Below are 14083 nucleotides of genomic sequence, written 5' to 3'. Positions count from 1 at the left end.
TGTGATTGGGACGTTCCGAGCCGTGCCGCGCACAATTTGAAATCGTAGCTGACCCGCCGCCAATCCCGGCGTTGCGGTCGGTTTGCGGCATGCTATCCTGGTTTCAGGGCTGGAAAGTCGGGGCGTGTCTGGGGATATGGCGGTCGTTGGCGGGCTCTGCGCTCGCGCTGTTTCTGCTCGGAATGTCCGCATCGGTGAACGGCCAAGGCGCTCCGTCGCGACCGCAGGGCGGCAAGACCCCGGAGCCTGAGCTTCGCGGCCAGTGGATACGAGCGGGCCAGACGTTCGCCTGCAAGGTCGAAGCCGGTAAGCGCATCACCCCGCCCGATCCCCACATACTCAGCTTTGCCTGCCAGCGCATGGGCGCGCTCGGCGTCGGCATCTCGGAGGCGTCCCTCAAGGCCGTGCTTGGCGAACTGCACCGCAAGCTGCCGCCGGCAAACGAAGACCGAGCTCTGGGGCTACAGGCCCTGGCCTTTCTCTTTCGAAGTGCGCGAGAACCGCGTCACCTCGATCCGGATCAGCGATCCGACCGTCAAGGCGCAATAGATTCGAATGCGCGCGTGCCGGTCACGCCCGCGACAGCGCCTGGAGGCCTTTGAAAGTCAGGCGCTTGGGGTCGGTAACACCGGCGAGATAGAGCTGGCGGATGAAGGCGACGACAGCGCTGCGGTCGCAATCGGTCAGCGCGACGACGGCGTCGACCGCGATCTTCTGGGCTTCCATTGGGCTCACCTCGGCCTTGCGAGTAACCCCGGCCGAGACAGGCTAGGACTCATCCGTTAAATCGGCGTTAACCGTTTTGGAACCATCGCCGATTCAGCGCGGCGGCCGTATACGCAAAACAACGCATGCCAGTCGCCGCACGGCCGCAATCTCTAGCGTGCACCGAGGCTCTTCTTCAGCAGCGCAAACTGCTTCTTCAGCCGGGGCACGGCGAAGTCGGTGAAGGCCCGTACCTTGGGCACCGAGAGCCGGCCCTGCGGGCAGATCAAGTGCGCGGGCATCTCCGGATCGTCGTCGCCGGCCAGCACGATCTCGAGCTCGCCGCGCCCAACCTGCTCCGCCACCTGGTACGAATACATCCGCGCCACGCCGCGCCCGTCAACAGCGGACGCCACCGCCGCATAGGTGCTGTTGACGACGAGCCGCGGGGTGAACTGGACTGTCCTGGCTGCCGATGAGCCGGCCTGCGGCGCAAAAGTCCAGGAATTGGGGAGGTGCGCCATCGCCACGATCTGGTGCTTGGCGAGATCGCCGGGCTCCGTGATGCGCGGATGCTGCTTCAGATAACGCGGCGCGGCCACCACGACGCGGCTGATCTCGCCGACCCGCATCGCGACCATCGCCGAATCCGCGAGAGGACCGATGCGAAGCGCGACATCGACGCCCTCCTCGATCAGATTGACCGAACGGTCGAACAACAGGAGCTTGGCCGACACAGTCGGATAAGCATCGAGAAATGCATCGAGGATCGGCCGCAGCACCATCTCTCCCGACACCACGGGGGCAGTGATCGTGAGCAGGCCGCGCGGTGCCGTGCGCGGTCCCGCCGCGATGTCATCGGCCTCCTCCAGCTCGGTGAGCACGCGGCGGCAGATCGCAACATAGCGCTCTCCCTCCTCGCTCAGCTTGATCGATCGCGTCGTCCGGTGCAGCAGCTCGGCGCCGCCCCGCTTCTCGAGGAAGGCGATGGCGCGGCTGACCGCCGCCGGCGAGCGGCCGAGCTTGCGCCCCGCGGCAGCCAGGCTGCCCTCGTCCACCGCAAGGACGAACACCTTCATCGCATCCAGACGATCCATGCCTTCCCGCCGCCCCATCAAATTCCGGTGACAAGCTAGGCGTTCGCCCCCGCCGCGACAACCGCCGCCAAAGGCCGGTCCGGCATTCGTTCGCGCCACGTAACAGTGTCTGCCGGACAACGTGTATTCGCAGCCGGGCCGTCGCGGCGTACCTCAACGACCAAGCCAGCCGCTGCGCCGCAGCCGGCCTGCGCAGGCCAACAACAGGAGCCTATCATGGGTATCGAGCAGAAGGTCGCGATCATCACCGGTGCTTCGCAGGGCATCGGTGCCGCCCTGGTCCAGGGTTTTCGCAATCGGAACTATCGCGTCGTCGCAACGGCGCGCTCCGTCAAGTCGTCCGGCGACGACGATATCCTCACCATTCCCGGCGACATCGCCGACCGGAGCACCGCCGAACGCGTGGTCGCGCAGGCCGTCGCCCGCTTCGGCCGCGTCGACACGCTGGTCAACAATGCCGGCATCTTCGTCGCAAAGCCGTTCACGCAGTACACGGCCGAGGACTATGCGGCGGTGATGGGCACCAACGTCGCAGGCTTCTTCAATATTACGCAGCTCGCCATCGCCGAGATGGAGAAGCAGGGTTCTGGCCACATCGTCCAGATCACGACCACGCTGGTCGATCAGGCGAATTCCAATGTGCCCTCGGTGCTTGCCTCGCTGAGCAAGGGCGGGCTGAACGCCGCGACCAAGTCGCTCGCGATCGAATATGCCAAGCGCGGCATCCGCGCGAACGCGGTGTCGCCTGGGATCATCAAGTCGCCGATGCATCCGGTCGCGACGCACGCCCAGCTCGGCGCGCTGCACCCGGTCGGCCACATGGGTGAGATGTCCGACATCGTCGATGCCGTGCTCTATCTCGAGGGTGCGTCCTTCGTAACCGGTGAGATCCTGCACGTCGACGGCGGCCAGAGCGCCGGCCACTGAGCGCAGAAACACCATGCCCATCGTCACCATTCAAGTGACCCGCGAAGGAACGACGCCGGGAGCGGCGTCGCTCACGGCGGAGGAGAAGGCCGCGCTGATCAAGGGATCGAGCCAGCTCCTGCTCGACGTGCTCTGCAAGCCGCTCGAGTCCACCTTCGTCGTGATCGAGGAAGTCGACACCGACAATTGGGGCTGGGGCGGCCTGCCCGTGCAGGACTTCCGGCGCCGCCGCGCCGCAAAGACAGGATGATCCGTGCGCGACCGCGCGCAGGAGGATGACATGACTGAACTCAATGCAAACACTGGACACCACTCCCGGCCGCATCAGCGGCCGGGATCGGAATCGCAATCGACCGCGCGGCAGGCTTGGCGATACGCCGTGGCTGGATTGTCCGCATCACTGGTCGGACTTGGGCTCGCCCGCTTTTCCTACACGCCGTTGATCCCGGCGCTGATCGCCGCAAAGTGGTTCAGCGCATCCGATGTGGTTTATCTCGGCGCCGCCAACCTCGCCGGTTACCTCACTGGCGCGCTCGCGGCACGCGCCTTGGCCACGCGCATCGGCGCAGTCTGCGCGCTGCGGGCGATGATGCTGCTTGCCACCCTCTCCTTCTTCGCGAGCTCAACCCCGGTGTCATTCACCTGGTTCTTCGCCTGGCGCTTCCTCTCAGGCCTCACCGGCGGAATTATCATGGTGCTGGCGGCCTCGGTCATTCTGCCGCACGTATCGGCCGCTCGGCGCGGCACCGTCGGCGGCGTGATCTTTGCCGGCGTCGGCCTTGGCGTCGCTGCATCGGGCACGCTGGTGCCGCTGCTCCTGCAACAAGGCTTGCAGCAGAGCTGGTACGGCCTCGGCGTGCTCTCGGCGGTGCTAACGATCGCAAGCTGGTGGAACTGGCCTGCGGAGGCCAGGAGCGATGCCTCGCCTTCGCATCACGCGAAGTCCTATCAGGCCTCGCCCGCGGTCCGCGCGCTGCTAGTCCAGTATGGCCTCAACGCGGTGGCCCTGGTGCCGCACATGGTCTTCATCATCGACTTCGTGGCGCGCGGCCTCGGCCAGGGCATTGCCGCAGGATCGCGCTACTGGGTGCTCTACGGCCTCGGCGCCATCATCGGCCCGCTCGTCACCGGACATCTTGGCGACCGCTCGGGATTTGGCCCGGCCTTGCGCGCGGCGTTCCTGATCGAGGCGGCTGCCGTGCTGCTGCCGACCGTCAGCACCGCGCCGATTTCGCTGATCGTGTCGAGCGTGGTGGTCGGCGGCTTCACACCCGGTATCGTGCCGCTGGTGCTCGGACGCATTCACGAGCTCGTGCCGCACTCGACCGAGCAGCAGCGCGCGACATGGAGCCACGCCACCACGAGCTTTGCGCTGTTCCAGGCTGCGGCCGCCTACGGCTTCTCCTGGATCTACGCGCAGACCGACGGCGACTATCTGGTCCTGTTCGGACTTGGCGGCGCCGCCGTGGTGCTCGCGCTTGCGATCGATCTTGGGCTCGCGCTCACCACGCGCAAGGCATAAAGCGGGCCGATGACGTGATCAGGAATACTGCATCACGCCGTCGTCGATCTTGCCGAAGCGCAAGGAGACGATGTCGAGCGCGTAATTCTGGTACAGCCGCCATGGCTGCTTCGAGCCCTGCTTCGGCATCTTCGCGACCGAGCGCTGCACATAGCCCGAGGTGAAATCGAGCGACGGCTGCGCGGTGATCGAGGGGTCGTCATTGTGCGGCATGCACTGACGGAAATTGTGCCGGTCCATGTAGTTGATGAGCCGGCAGGCATATTCGCAGGTGAGATCGCATTTCAGCGTCCAGGACGCGTTGGTGTAGCCGAAGGCCGACGCCATGTTCGGCACGTCGGCATACATCATGCCCTTGTAGGTCAGCGTGTTGGCGAAATCGACGGCGCGACCGTCGACGCTGATCTCGAGGCCGCCGACGACCTGGAGCACCAGCCCCGTCGCTGTTACGATGATGTCGGCCGCGAGTTCGTTACCGTCCTTCAGGCGGATGCCGTCGCGCGTAAAATTGTCGATCTCGCTCGTGACAACGGAGGCACGCTGCTCGCGGATCGCCTTGAACAGATCGCCGTCGGGCACGAGGCACAACCGCTGGTCCCAGGGATTATAGCGCGGCGTGAAATGGGTCGCGACGTCGTAGTCGGGGCCGAGCGCCATCTGCACGGCCTTGAGCACCAGCTCCTTCACCTTCGCAGGACGGCGGCGGCTGAGCTGGAAGAAGAACATGCCCCACATCACGTTGCGCCAGCGGATGACATGATAGGCGAGCCGCGTCGGCAGATTACGACGCAACTTGTTGGCGACGGGATCCTGCGCCGGGCGCGACACCACGTAGGTCGGCGAGCGCTGCAGCATGGTGACCTGCGCTGCCTTCTTGGCCAGCTCCGGCACCAGCGTCACCGCGGTTGCGCCCGAGCCGATCACGACGACGCGTTTTCCTGCGTAGTCGATGTCCTCGGTCCATTTCTGGGGATGCACGATGCGGCCGGCGAAATCCGCCGCGCCCTTGAACTCCGGCGTGTAGCCCGCCTCGTATTTGTAATAGCCCGAGCACATGAACAGGAAATTGCAGGTGAAGCGCACGAGCTCGGTCGCGCCCTCGCCGGTGATGCGCTCGGCCTCGACGGTCCAGCGCGCCTCACTCGTCGACCACGCCGCACGCTTGACGCGATGGCGGAAGCGGATGTGCTTCTCGATGCCGTTCTCGGCTGCGGTCTCGCGCACATAGTTGAGGATCTGCGGCCCGTCGGCGATCGCCTTCGGATCGGTCCACGGCTTGAACGAATAGCCGAGGGTGAACATGTCGCTGTCGGAGCGGACACCGGGATAGCGAAACAGGTCCCAGGTGCCGCCGATGCAGTCCCGCCCCTCCAGGATGACGTAGCTCTTGCCCGGGCACTTGCTCTGAAGATGATAGCCCGCGCCGATGCCGGACAGGCCGGCACCGACGATCAGGACATCGAAATGTTCTTTGGCTTCGGTCATGGCGTTCTTCCCCCGGCACAGGATGGGCGGCGGCGCGCCGAATTGCAACCGTCAGGCGGTGGCGGCGTCATAGACAAGGGCTGTGTCGAAGTACTCGTAAAATTCGATCGCCTTGCCGTCCTTGAAGCGCCAGAAATCGACCTTCGGGGTCTCAGCGACCCTCCCGGTCCTTTTGTTGGTCCAGGCGCACTTGCCGCGCGCGAAGACAGCGTCGCCCTGCGCGACGTATTCATTCATAGTGTAGTACTGCATGCTCCAGTCGGCCAGCAGACCGTCGAAATAGCCACGCAGCTGGGCGCGGTCGTCATAACACTTGGCAAAGGGCACCGCCGGAGCCCCCTGTGGAAGCGAGTTGAATTTGATCTGCGCGCCGATGACGCTGTCGAACCAATAGTCGACGCTGCCGCGTCGTTCCACCGATGATAGGCTTCCTTGAGCAACTGAACGTTGGCTTCGCTGGACATCGCATTCCCTCCATATGCATTTGACAATGAACGTGGGAAACGCGGCCCCCCGCTTCAGAAGTGGCGGGCTTGTTCTGGCTCTACCTCCGAGCGTAGCACAACGAGGCTGCAAAAAAAGCCCCGGATCGCTCCGGGGCCTTCGTGTCGCAGCTGGATGCGATCTCAGTAGCGATAGTGGTCCGACTTGTACGGACCTTCTTGCTTCACGCCGATATAGTCGGCCTGGTCCTTGCGCAGCTCGGTGAGCTTGACGCCGATCTTGGCGAGATGCAGGCGTGCGACCTTCTCGTCCAGCGACTTCGGCAGCACGTAGACTTCCTTCTTGTACTTGCCGTCCTTGTTGTTGGCGAAGAGCTCGATCTGCGCCAGCGTCTGGTTGGTGAAGGAAGCCGACATCACGAAGGACGGATGGCCCATGGCGTTACCGAGGTTCACGAGGCGGCCCTCCGACAGCATGATGATGCGGTGCTTGTCGGGGAATTCGATCTCGTCGACCTGCGGCTTGATGTTGGTCCACTTCAGGTTACGCAGACCCGCGATCTGGATCTCGTTGTCGAAGTGGCCGATGTTGCAGACGATGGCGCGATCCTTCATCGCGCGCATGTGCTCGATGGTGATGATGTCCTTGTTGCCGGTCGCGGTGACGAAGATGTCGGCGCGCGGGGCGGCGTCTTCCATGGTCACGACCTCGTAGCCCTCCATCGCGGCTTGCAGCGCGCAGATCGGATCGACTTCGGAGACCATCACGCGGCAGCCGGCCTGGCGCAGCGAGGCGGCCGAACCCTTGCCGACGTCGCCAAAGCCCGCGACCATCGCAACCTTGCCCGACATCATCACGTCGGTGCCGCGGCGGATGCCGTCGACCAGCGATTCACGGCAGCCATAGAGGTTGTCGAACTTCGACTTGGTGACGCTGTCGTTGACGTTGATCGCTGGCCACAGCAGCGTGCCGGCCTTCTGCATGTCATAGAGACGATGCACGCCCGTGGTGGTCTCTTCGGAAACGCCCTTGATGCTCTTGGCGATCTCGGCGAAGTAGCCCTTCGGCTTTTCCTTGAGCTGCTTCTTCAGGAGCGCGAAGAAGACTTCCTCTTCTTCCGAGCCGGGCTTGTCGAGGAAGGCGGTGTCGCCGTTCTCGGCGCGCAGGCCGAGATGGACGTACATGGTGGCGTCGCCGCCGTCATCGAGGATCATGTTCGGGTGACCGCCGCCGTGCCAGTCGAACAGCTTTGCGGTGTAGTCCCAGTAATCCTTCAGCGTCTCGCCCTTGACCGCGAACACCGGAATGCCGGCGGCTGCGATCGCCGCCGCGGCGTGGTCCTGCGTCGAATAGATGTTGCAGGAGACCCAGCGAATGTCGGCGCCGAGTGCCGCCAGCGTCTCGATCAGCACGCCGGTCTGGATCGTCATGTGCAGCGAGCCGGCGATGCGCGCGCCCTTCAGCGGCTGCTTCGGGCCGAACTCCTCGCGGGTGGCCATCAGGCCGGGCATCTCGGTCTCGGCGAGCGAGAGTTCCTTGCGCCCGAAATCGGCGAGCGAAATGTCCTTGACGATGTAGTCAGTGAAGCCGGGCTTCGCATTCATAGCGGAGGTCCTGTTGCTGAATTGGTCATTCCGGGTCGCCCTAAAGAGGCGAACCCGGAATCTCGACACGATGGATACGGGTCCCGGGTCGCCGCTGTCGCGGCGCCCGGAATGACGTTGGCGGTCAGAGCGCGCGCTTGAGCGCCTCGACCAGGTCGGTCTTCTCCCAGGAGAAGCCGCCCTCGTTGTCGGGCGTGCGGCCGAAATGACCGTAGGCCGAGGTGCGCGCGTAGATCGGACGGTTGAGGTCGAGATGGCTGCGGATGCCGCGCGGGGTGAGATCCATCGCCTTGGCCGCAGCCTTCTCGAGCTGGTCCTCCGACACCTTACCGGTGCCGTGGGTGTCGATGTAGATCGACAGCGGACGCGCCACGCCGATGGCGTAGGCGAGCTGCAGCGTGCAGCGGTCGGCGAGACCGGCGGCAACGATGTTCTTGGCAACGTAGCGCGCCGCGTAAGCCGCCGAACGGTCGACCTTGGTCGGATCCTTGCCGGAGAACGCGCCGCCGCCGTGCGGGGCCGCGCCACCATAGGTGTCGACGATGATCTTGCGGCCGGTCAGGCCGGAGTCACCATCGGGGCCGCCGATGTAGAACTTGCCGGTCGGATTGATGTGCCAGATGGTCTTCGGCGTGATCCAGTCCTTCGGCAGCGCCTCGCGGACATAGGGCTCGACGATATCGCGGATCTGCTTCGACGAGATGTCCTCGACCAGATGCTGGTGCGACACCACGATCTCGCGCACGCCGACCGGCTTGCCGTTCTCGTACTGCACGGTGACCTGGCTCTTGGAGTCCGGACCCAGCACCTTCTCGCGGCCGGAGTGACGCGCTTCCGAGATGAGGCGCAGGATCTTGTGGGCGTAGAAGATCGGCGCCGGCATCAGATCAGGCGTCTCGTTGGTGGCGTAACCGAACATGATGCCCTGGTCGCCCGCGCCTTCTTCCTTGACCTCGCCCGGCTGCAGCGCATCGACGCCCTGCGCGATGTCGGCGGACTGCGGGTGCAGCAGGATCTCGATGTCGGCCTTCTCCCAATGGAAGCCGTCCTGCTCGTAGCCGATATCCTTGATCGCGGCGCGCACGACGCCTTCGATCTGCTCGTTGGTGACGGATGCCGGACCACGGGTCTCGCCGGCGATCACCACCTTGTTGGTGGTCGCCAGGGTCTCGCAGGCCGCGCGGATCTGCCACGGATCGATGCCGGCTTTCGGCCCTTCGCGGTAGAACAGATCGACGATTTCATCGGAGATCCGGTCGCAGACCTTGTCGGGATGGCCCTCGGACACGGATTCGCTGGTGAAGAGATAGGACGCGCGCATCAGTAACCCCTTGTTCCGCCGTTAACCTGGCGGGCGTTTGCGATGTTTAACCTTGGATTATGTCAATCACGCCGTCGCGAGATGACGTAGGACTCGTCGAGAAACCAGAGCCCGTTGTACTTCCGCAGCACGTCCCGGGCAGCATCCAGAGTGCGGCCGTTTTGAGTCATTTCTGTCAATCGGTCGTCCTCGATCTGCGCCACATACACCGCCGCATTCCACGCTGCAAAGGCCGTCGAGGTTCCGATGGTACCCGTCACCTCGTTGGGCAGCGCTTCCATATCATACCTGAAGATCGAACGGTTGTCCGCATAAGCATTAAAATTTAGGTCGCGGCCCAACGACCCAAGCTCATACTTTACCGCGCGCAATAGCTCATGACGGCTGACCGAGAAAGGATTTTCTCCAGGCCAGATCGCCTGGATCATTTCCATACCGGGATCGTGACCATGAGAGTGGATACCGATCAGCCGCCCGCCGGGCCGAAGCGCCCGCGCCAGCGGTGCAATGATCCGCTTTGCCCGGAAATTGACCGAGGACAGGGCGCGGTAGGGCTGGGATGCAATGACCAGGTCGAAATTGGCCTCGGTCTGGCCCGGCCGCGGAATGGTCGAATCCAGCAGGAACCTGTGGTCCTCGCGATAGAGCACCAGGACGACGGGCCGCTCATAGAGCGGCATGGCTGTGCGCGGGCTGATCGCGGCGCGCCAGTTCTGCTCCAGGAACGGCCTCAGCTCGGCGATCTGCTGCTCGAACTCTCCCGATGAGGCGCCCCGTAGCGGAACCTCGTGCCAGACGGTGGCGGCCGCCGCCGCAGGCGATGCCGGCGTGAGCCAGGGCGCCTCGGAGTAGAACATGTTGGTGAACACGAACACCGACGCCGGGTGCTCGAAAATGCGGTCCGGGACCCTCTCCAGCGTCAGCCGCAAGTCCTCGAGGCTGAGCTCCTTGCCCGCCACATAGAACGGCATGTGCGGGTAGCGTTGGTGCGTGGCGCGCAGCACCCGGGCCAGCACCGTGCCGTCGCCGACGCCCGCGTCGAAGATACGCAGGGCCGGTGGGCGAGGATGGATGCTGGCGAGCTCCAGCGCGACGCGCTCGGCAACCACCCGCTTCTCGCTGCAGGTGTGGACGAACAGCAGGTACTTCTGCCGGTTCTCGAAGAAACGGAAATTGCCGCGCGGATCACGCTTTTCCGGAGGGACCTGGAGCCCCCGCGGCGGCGGCAGGCCGCCCGTCGTCGATGCGGCGATATAGGCCTGGATCCGCTCCAGCGTGTCGATCGTGATGCGCTTTCCCTCGCGCAGGCGATGGACCAGCTTCCCATCGTTCACCGCGCGCCGGCCAAACGTCGATTCCGCCATGTCCGCCTTGCGGCAGAACTCGGTGATTTGGCTCAGGATTTCGTCGTTCTTCATGAGTGGGAAAGCGGTGGGCAGCGATGTTGGGAACCAGCGTCGTAGCAAAATCTGCCCACTGAGGGAATACCCTCCTCCCGCTTTACCCCATGTCCAATGACGAGCGCGTGAACCCCGGCGCACCGCCGGGCAACAAACAAGCGCTTCTCCTTCAAGGGACCACCGCCATGCGCCGCCTGCTCGTCGCGCTCTGCCTGCTCGCCGCAACCCCGTGGGCCGCACCCGCCTTCGCGCAGGCGCGCAGCCAGCTCGGGCCGCTCTGCACCACCGAGACCACGCCGGCCGACCAGATGATCGACGCCTGCAACAAGATCCTCGCGCTCAAGGTGTTCAAAGGTGAGCAGCTTGCGACAATCTATGGCGCGTACTCATCAACGCCAGCGGTCGCCCCAGCACCGCTTTGCCCAGATCGTCGATCCGACGAATATCAAAGCCGCGCTCGGCGGTGGGACCCATCTTTCGGACCGTTTTGTCGGACCGAGGAGGAAAACTACCATCGGCACCGAACGAAGACGCGAGTTCATCGTTATGGATTTACGCGCCCGACCACAGTCCACGCCGACACTTCCGCTTGGCAACTCCCTGTCGCGACGACATCATCGACACGGGAAACGCGGCATCGGGGGCGACATTGAGGGAAACTCGAACACTGGCGAACCGCCGTGCGATCCTGTTCCCCCGCAACCCACGGAGAAGACGCATGCTTCGTAAAGGTCTCCTTGCCAAAGGTCTTGTTGTCATCGCCGGCCTCGTGCTGATCGCCAGCACTTTCGATCCACAACCGGCAGACGCTCGCGGCGGCTACCGCGCCGGCGGCGGCCGGGCGGTCGCGGTTCGCGGTCCGGGAGGCGGTCGGGCCGTGGCTGTTCGCGGCGGCTATCGGGGCGGCTACCATGGCGGTTATCGTGGCTATCGTGGCGCCTACGCCTATCGTCCCGGGGTAGCGGTAGGAGCGGCGGCGCTCGGTGCGGCCGCCGTCGGTTCCGCCGCCTACTACAATCAACGCAATTGCTACGACGCCTACGGCAACTACATTTGTGGCGGATATCCCCGGTACTGATACTGACCGTTGACGGCCGTCGACTATTCGCCGATGCGGGACCCTGCTTCTTTGAATCTCGAAGCGGTGAAGAAAGGGATCCAAGAGATTATTGAAGCATAAAGAGGGTCAGTAAGGATTCGGCCGAAATCTCCGGTGGGGGCGCATGTGACAGTGCGCTCTCTCTTTTCTTTAGTAATCCTGTGATTGACACCAAGCGCGATGTCCACACATGGCCCGTAGCTGCCGAGGTCAGCTTTTGACCCAGCGGACGATTGAAAAGCCACGTTATCAATCGCCGATGAAACCGCCGTCCTCTATATCTGTGCCCGATGCGACCACAGAACACACAGCAGCAATGACCGGCGTATAAAGGCCAAACATCCAAGCGCCAAACCCGCCGTACGCGAGAGCGCATGCCAGATCGGAGGCCATGAAGGTGGCGCTTGCCGTGAACACTAGCCGCTGCGAAGCGCTCAAGTTTTGCAAGGCGCCATCAACAAACGCGGAGAGCAGAAATGGCGTCAGCTCCACCCAGTAGATCGAAGGCTGAGGCCACCACCACCGTTCGGCCGTGCGCACGGTCAGGTAAATGCTTGCGTATATAACCGCGGGGCCAAGCAACCCAAAGATCAGGAGCCGGATCAGAAATCGCCTCATGCGTCCCAGTCCGGGCTCCATGCCGTCGCCCAGCGCCGGCTTTGCCGATGCACAGCCCGGCGCCCCTTCCACACGACCTTCGGGCCAGCGAGCGACTCCCCGTCCGGCTTGGCGATCATACCGGCAAGCCTGTCCTGCACATAATCCCGCAGGGCCGGATTGATTGCCAACTTCGCCGACTTGGGCTGTCGGGCGGACCGATCAGCGTGCCATTGTGCCGTGGTCGCTCGGTACTCTGGAGCGCCGTGGCGGCGCGCCACATTGCGCCGGAGTTCACGAGAGGTCGTGCATGGAGGCCGATCGAGCTGACGAGCTATGGCTCGCACCCCATGACCCTGCGCGCGCAAGATGGCGATCTCCTCACGTTCGGCGAACGAGAAGTAGCGCTCCGATAGAGGTTTTGACGACCGCGATAAATGTGTTGGCGGCATACCGCCCGCCCTCCGGAACCAGCGTACTCCGACCGTCGGCGACACCCCGGCCTCAACCGCAGCATCCGCGCTCCATCGCCCCGAGCCAATCGCAGTCCAGAACGGTCTATAATCCTCTCGCAAGACCTCTCGAGGCCGACCTGCCCGCATACGGTTCTCCATCGCAACCTCCTTCGCTGAGTGTGGCGACGAACGCTTGAATCCGCCCAGTATTCCAGAGAACGCGATGTAATACGGACAAGCCGCGGCGTACTGGATTCCCCGCCTTCGCGGGGAATGACAGCGGAACAAGCGGAGCCTTACTGGCCCCACACTTCCTTCGCGATCTCAACCGCGAGGCTGAGCTTGGCCCACTGCTCTTCCTCGGAGAGGATGTTGCCTTCCTCGGTCGAGGCGAAGCCGCATTGCGGGGACAGTGCGAGCTGCTCCAGCGGCGCGAACTTGGCGGCCTCTTCGAGACGGCGCTTGATGTCGTCCTTCTTCTCGAGCTCGCCGAACTTCGAGGTGATGACGCCGACCACGACGACCTTGTCGCCCTTGGGCAGGAAGCGCAGCGGCTCGAAGCCGCCGGCACGGTCGCTGTCGTATTCGAGGAAGTAGCCGTCGTAATTGGTGCCAGCGAGCATGGTCTCGGCCACAGGCTCGTAGCCGCCCGAGGAGATCCAGGTCGAGCGGAAATTGCCGCGGCAGACATGCGTCGTCACCACCATGTCGGCGGGCTTCTCGGCCAGCGCGTAGTTGATGACGCGCGCGTAGATCTGCTGCAAGCCTTCGGGATTGTCGCCGCGCTCGCGCGCCTTCTGCAATTCGTCCTGCGAGCAGAGATAGGCCCACACGGTGTCGTCGAACTGGAGATAGCGGCAGCCGGCGTCGTAGAACGCCTTCACGGCCTTGCGGTAGGTCTTGCCGAGGTCTTCGTAGAAGGCATCGAGATCGGGATAGACATCCTTGGAGATCGCCTTGCGGCCGCCGCGGAAGTGCAGCACCGCGGGCGACGGGATCGTCATCTTGGCAGTGACGTGAGCCTGATCGGCGGACTTCTTCAGGAAGCGGAAGTGGTCCAGCATCGGGTGGTCGTCGGGGAAATCGAGCTTGCCGATCACGCGGACCGCGTCATGCCGCGTCTCGACACCCGCGAACTGGATGCCCGTGTCCGGGTGAAACATTTCGCAGCCGGTGAGCTTGGCCAGGAAGTCGAAATGCCACCAGGAGCGGCGGAATTCGCCGTCGGTCGCGAGCTTCAGGCCGACCGAAGCCTGCTTGTGCACGACCTTCTCGATCTCCATGTCCTCGATCTTGCGCAGATCGTCGGCCGAGATCTCGCCCTTTTCGAGCTTCGCGCGGGCTTCCTTGATCTTGGCGGGACGCAGGAGGCTGCCGACCTCGTCGGCGCGGAAGGGGGCTTTGGTTCGCTGCATTCTTGGACTCCC

Annotated in this window: 14 protein-coding genes and 2 pseudogenes; 6 read left to right on the top strand and 10 right to left on the bottom strand. The window is 64.0% G+C overall.

The window, feature by feature from the left end; genetic code table 11:
- The first annotated feature begins 146 nt into the window (after positions 1-146).
- A complete protein-coding gene (locus JQ627_RS28115; RefSeq protein WP_249143445.1) occupies positions 147-602 on the top strand; it encodes a hypothetical protein in 456 nt (151 codons plus the stop codon).
- Here JQ627_RS28115 and JQ627_RS28110 read toward each other — a convergent pair.
- Together JQ627_RS28110 and JQ627_RS28105 are read right to left on the bottom strand one after the other, a co-directional pair.
- A complete protein-coding gene (locus JQ627_RS28110) occupies positions 571-726 on the bottom strand; it encodes a hypothetical protein (protein WP_018317399.1) in 156 nt (51 codons plus the stop codon). The two genes, JQ627_RS28115 and JQ627_RS28110, sit on opposite strands and share 32 nt — an antisense overlap.
- 152 nt (positions 727-878) lie before the next feature.
- The gene (locus JQ627_RS28105) at positions 879-1802 is read right to left on the bottom strand and encodes a LysR family transcriptional regulator (protein WP_212487544.1); all 924 of its coding nucleotides are present in this window, start codon (positions 1800-1802) and stop codon (positions 879-881) included.
- A 216-nt stretch (positions 1803-2018) separates the two neighbouring features.
- Between JQ627_RS28105 and JQ627_RS28100 the strand changes: the two genes are divergently transcribed.
- From JQ627_RS28100 to JQ627_RS28090, 3 genes are read left to right on the top strand one after another with little or no spacing between them, the layout of a single operon-like run.
- On the top strand, positions 2019-2729 hold the full coding sequence (locus JQ627_RS28100; protein WP_212487541.1) for an SDR family NAD(P)-dependent oxidoreductase: 711 nt from the start codon (positions 2019-2021) through the stop codon (positions 2727-2729).
- Between the two features lie 13 nt (positions 2730-2742).
- The gene (locus JQ627_RS28095) at positions 2743-2979 is read left to right on the top strand and encodes a 4-oxalocrotonate tautomerase family protein (RefSeq protein WP_212487539.1); all 237 of its coding nucleotides are present in this window, start codon (positions 2743-2745) and stop codon (positions 2977-2979) included.
- 30 nt (positions 2980-3009) lie between these two features.
- Positions 3010-4251 (top strand): MFS transporter, encoded by a 1242-nt coding sequence (locus tag JQ627_RS28090; protein WP_212487536.1) that lies wholly within the window; start codon positions 3010-3012, stop codon positions 4249-4251.
- An 18-nt stretch (positions 4252-4269) separates the two neighbouring features.
- Here JQ627_RS28090 and JQ627_RS28085 read toward each other — a convergent pair whose 3' ends face one another.
- The 5 genes from JQ627_RS28085 to JQ627_RS28065 form a co-directional block, all read right to left on the bottom strand.
- On the bottom strand, positions 4270-5736 hold the full coding sequence (locus JQ627_RS28085; protein WP_212487534.1) for an NAD(P)/FAD-dependent oxidoreductase: 1467 nt from the start codon (positions 5734-5736) through the stop codon (positions 4270-4272).
- A 51-nt stretch (positions 5737-5787) separates the two neighbouring features.
- Positions 5788-6153 (bottom strand): nuclear transport factor 2 family protein, encoded by a 366-nt coding sequence (locus JQ627_RS28080; protein WP_312015814.1) that lies wholly within the window; start codon positions 6151-6153, stop codon positions 5788-5790.
- A gap of 209 nt (positions 6154-6362) precedes the next feature.
- Positions 6363-7784, bottom strand: a complete 1422-nt coding sequence (gene ahcY, locus JQ627_RS28075) for an adenosylhomocysteinase (protein WP_014493887.1) — start codon at positions 7782-7784, stop codon at positions 6363-6365.
- A 124-nt stretch (positions 7785-7908) separates the two neighbouring features.
- Positions 7909-9105, bottom strand: a complete 1197-nt coding sequence (gene metK / locus JQ627_RS28070) for a methionine adenosyltransferase (RefSeq protein WP_212487532.1) — start codon at positions 9103-9105, stop codon at positions 7909-7911.
- 62 nt (positions 9106-9167) lie between these two features.
- Positions 9168-10523: a hypothetical protein gene (locus JQ627_RS28065; RefSeq protein WP_039152389.1), complete on the bottom strand. Its 1356-nt coding sequence runs from the start codon at positions 10521-10523 to the stop codon at positions 9168-9170.
- A 167-nt stretch (positions 10524-10690) separates the two neighbouring features.
- On the opposite strand from JQ627_RS28065, the pseudogene JQ627_RS28060 reads away from it, so the two are divergent.
- Both JQ627_RS28060 and JQ627_RS28055 read left to right on the top strand, forming a co-directional pair.
- Positions 10691-10882, top strand: a pseudogene (locus JQ627_RS28060) (peptidase C14, caspase catalytic subunit p20); the annotation flags it as partial.
- 341 nt (positions 10883-11223) lie between these two features.
- A complete protein-coding gene (locus tag JQ627_RS28055; RefSeq protein WP_212487530.1) occupies positions 11224-11583 on the top strand; it encodes a hypothetical protein in 360 nt (119 codons plus the stop codon).
- A gap of 270 nt (positions 11584-11853) precedes the next feature.
- Here the strand turns inward: JQ627_RS28055 and JQ627_RS28050 are convergent, their stop codons facing one another.
- The 3 genes and pseudogenes from JQ627_RS28050 to JQ627_RS28040 all read right to left on the bottom strand — a co-directional run bounded on the left by JQ627_RS28050 (position 11854) and on the right by JQ627_RS28040 (position 14071).
- The gene (locus tag JQ627_RS28050; RefSeq protein ID WP_212487528.1) at positions 11854-12222 is read right to left on the bottom strand and encodes a hypothetical protein; all 369 of its coding nucleotides are present in this window, start codon (positions 12220-12222) and stop codon (positions 11854-11856) included.
- A gap of 8 nt (positions 12223-12230) precedes the next feature.
- Positions 12231-12653, bottom strand: a pseudogene (locus tag JQ627_RS28045) (transposase); the annotation flags it as partial.
- A gap of 299 nt (positions 12654-12952) precedes the next feature.
- The gene (locus JQ627_RS28040; protein WP_212487524.1) at positions 12953-14071 is read right to left on the bottom strand and encodes a cobalamin-independent methionine synthase II family protein; all 1119 of its coding nucleotides are present in this window, start codon (positions 14069-14071) and stop codon (positions 12953-12955) included.
- Positions 14072-14083 lie beyond the last annotated feature (12 nt).

Origin of the sequence: Bradyrhizobium liaoningense (assembly GCF_018130785.1) — a bacterium.
Taxonomy (GTDB): Bacteria; Pseudomonadota; Alphaproteobacteria; order Rhizobiales; family Xanthobacteraceae; genus Bradyrhizobium; species Bradyrhizobium liaoningense_A.
The sequence above is the reverse complement of the archived record's forward strand: the minus strand, read 5'-3'. Positions and strand labels throughout refer to the sequence as shown.

Excerpts from the sequence above, each read along its gene's own strand:
- JQ627_RS28110 (WP_018317399.1), bottom strand. The coding sequence starts at position 726 with ATGGAAGCCCAGAAGATCGCGGTCGACGCCGTCGTCGCGCTGACCGAT.
- JQ627_RS28105 (WP_212487544.1), bottom strand. The coding sequence starts at position 1,802 with ATGGATCGTCTGGATGCGATGAAGGTGTTCGTCCTTGCGGTGGACGAG.
- JQ627_RS28100 (WP_212487541.1), top strand. The coding sequence starts at position 2,019 with ATGGGTATCGAGCAGAAGGTCGCGATCATCACCGGTGCTTCGCAGGGC.
- JQ627_RS28095 (WP_212487539.1), top strand. The coding sequence starts at position 2,743 with ATGCCCATCGTCACCATTCAAGTGACCCGCGAAGGAACGACGCCGGGA.
- JQ627_RS28090 (WP_212487536.1), top strand. The coding sequence starts at position 3,010 with ATGACTGAACTCAATGCAAACACTGGACACCACTCCCGGCCGCATCAG.
- JQ627_RS28085 (WP_212487534.1), bottom strand. The coding sequence starts at position 5,736 with ATGACCGAAGCCAAAGAACATTTCGATGTCCTGATCGTCGGTGCCGGC.
- ahcY (WP_014493887.1), bottom strand. The coding sequence starts at position 7,784 with ATGAATGCGAAGCCCGGCTTCACTGACTACATCGTCAAGGACATTTCG.
- metK (WP_212487532.1), bottom strand. The coding sequence starts at position 9,105 with ATGCGCGCGTCCTATCTCTTCACCAGCGAATCCGTGTCCGAGGGCCAT.
- JQ627_RS28065 (WP_039152389.1), bottom strand. The coding sequence starts at position 10,523 with ATGAAGAACGACGAAATCCTGAGCCAAATCACCGAGTTCTGCCGCAAG.
- JQ627_RS28055 (WP_212487530.1), top strand. The coding sequence starts at position 11,224 with ATGCTTCGTAAAGGTCTCCTTGCCAAAGGTCTTGTTGTCATCGCCGGC.
- JQ627_RS28050 (WP_212487528.1), bottom strand. The coding sequence starts at position 12,222 with ATGAGGCGATTTCTGATCCGGCTCCTGATCTTTGGGTTGCTTGGCCCC.
- JQ627_RS28040 (WP_212487524.1), bottom strand. The coding sequence starts at position 14,071 with ATGCAGCGAACCAAAGCCCCCTTCCGCGCCGACGAGGTCGGCAGCCTC.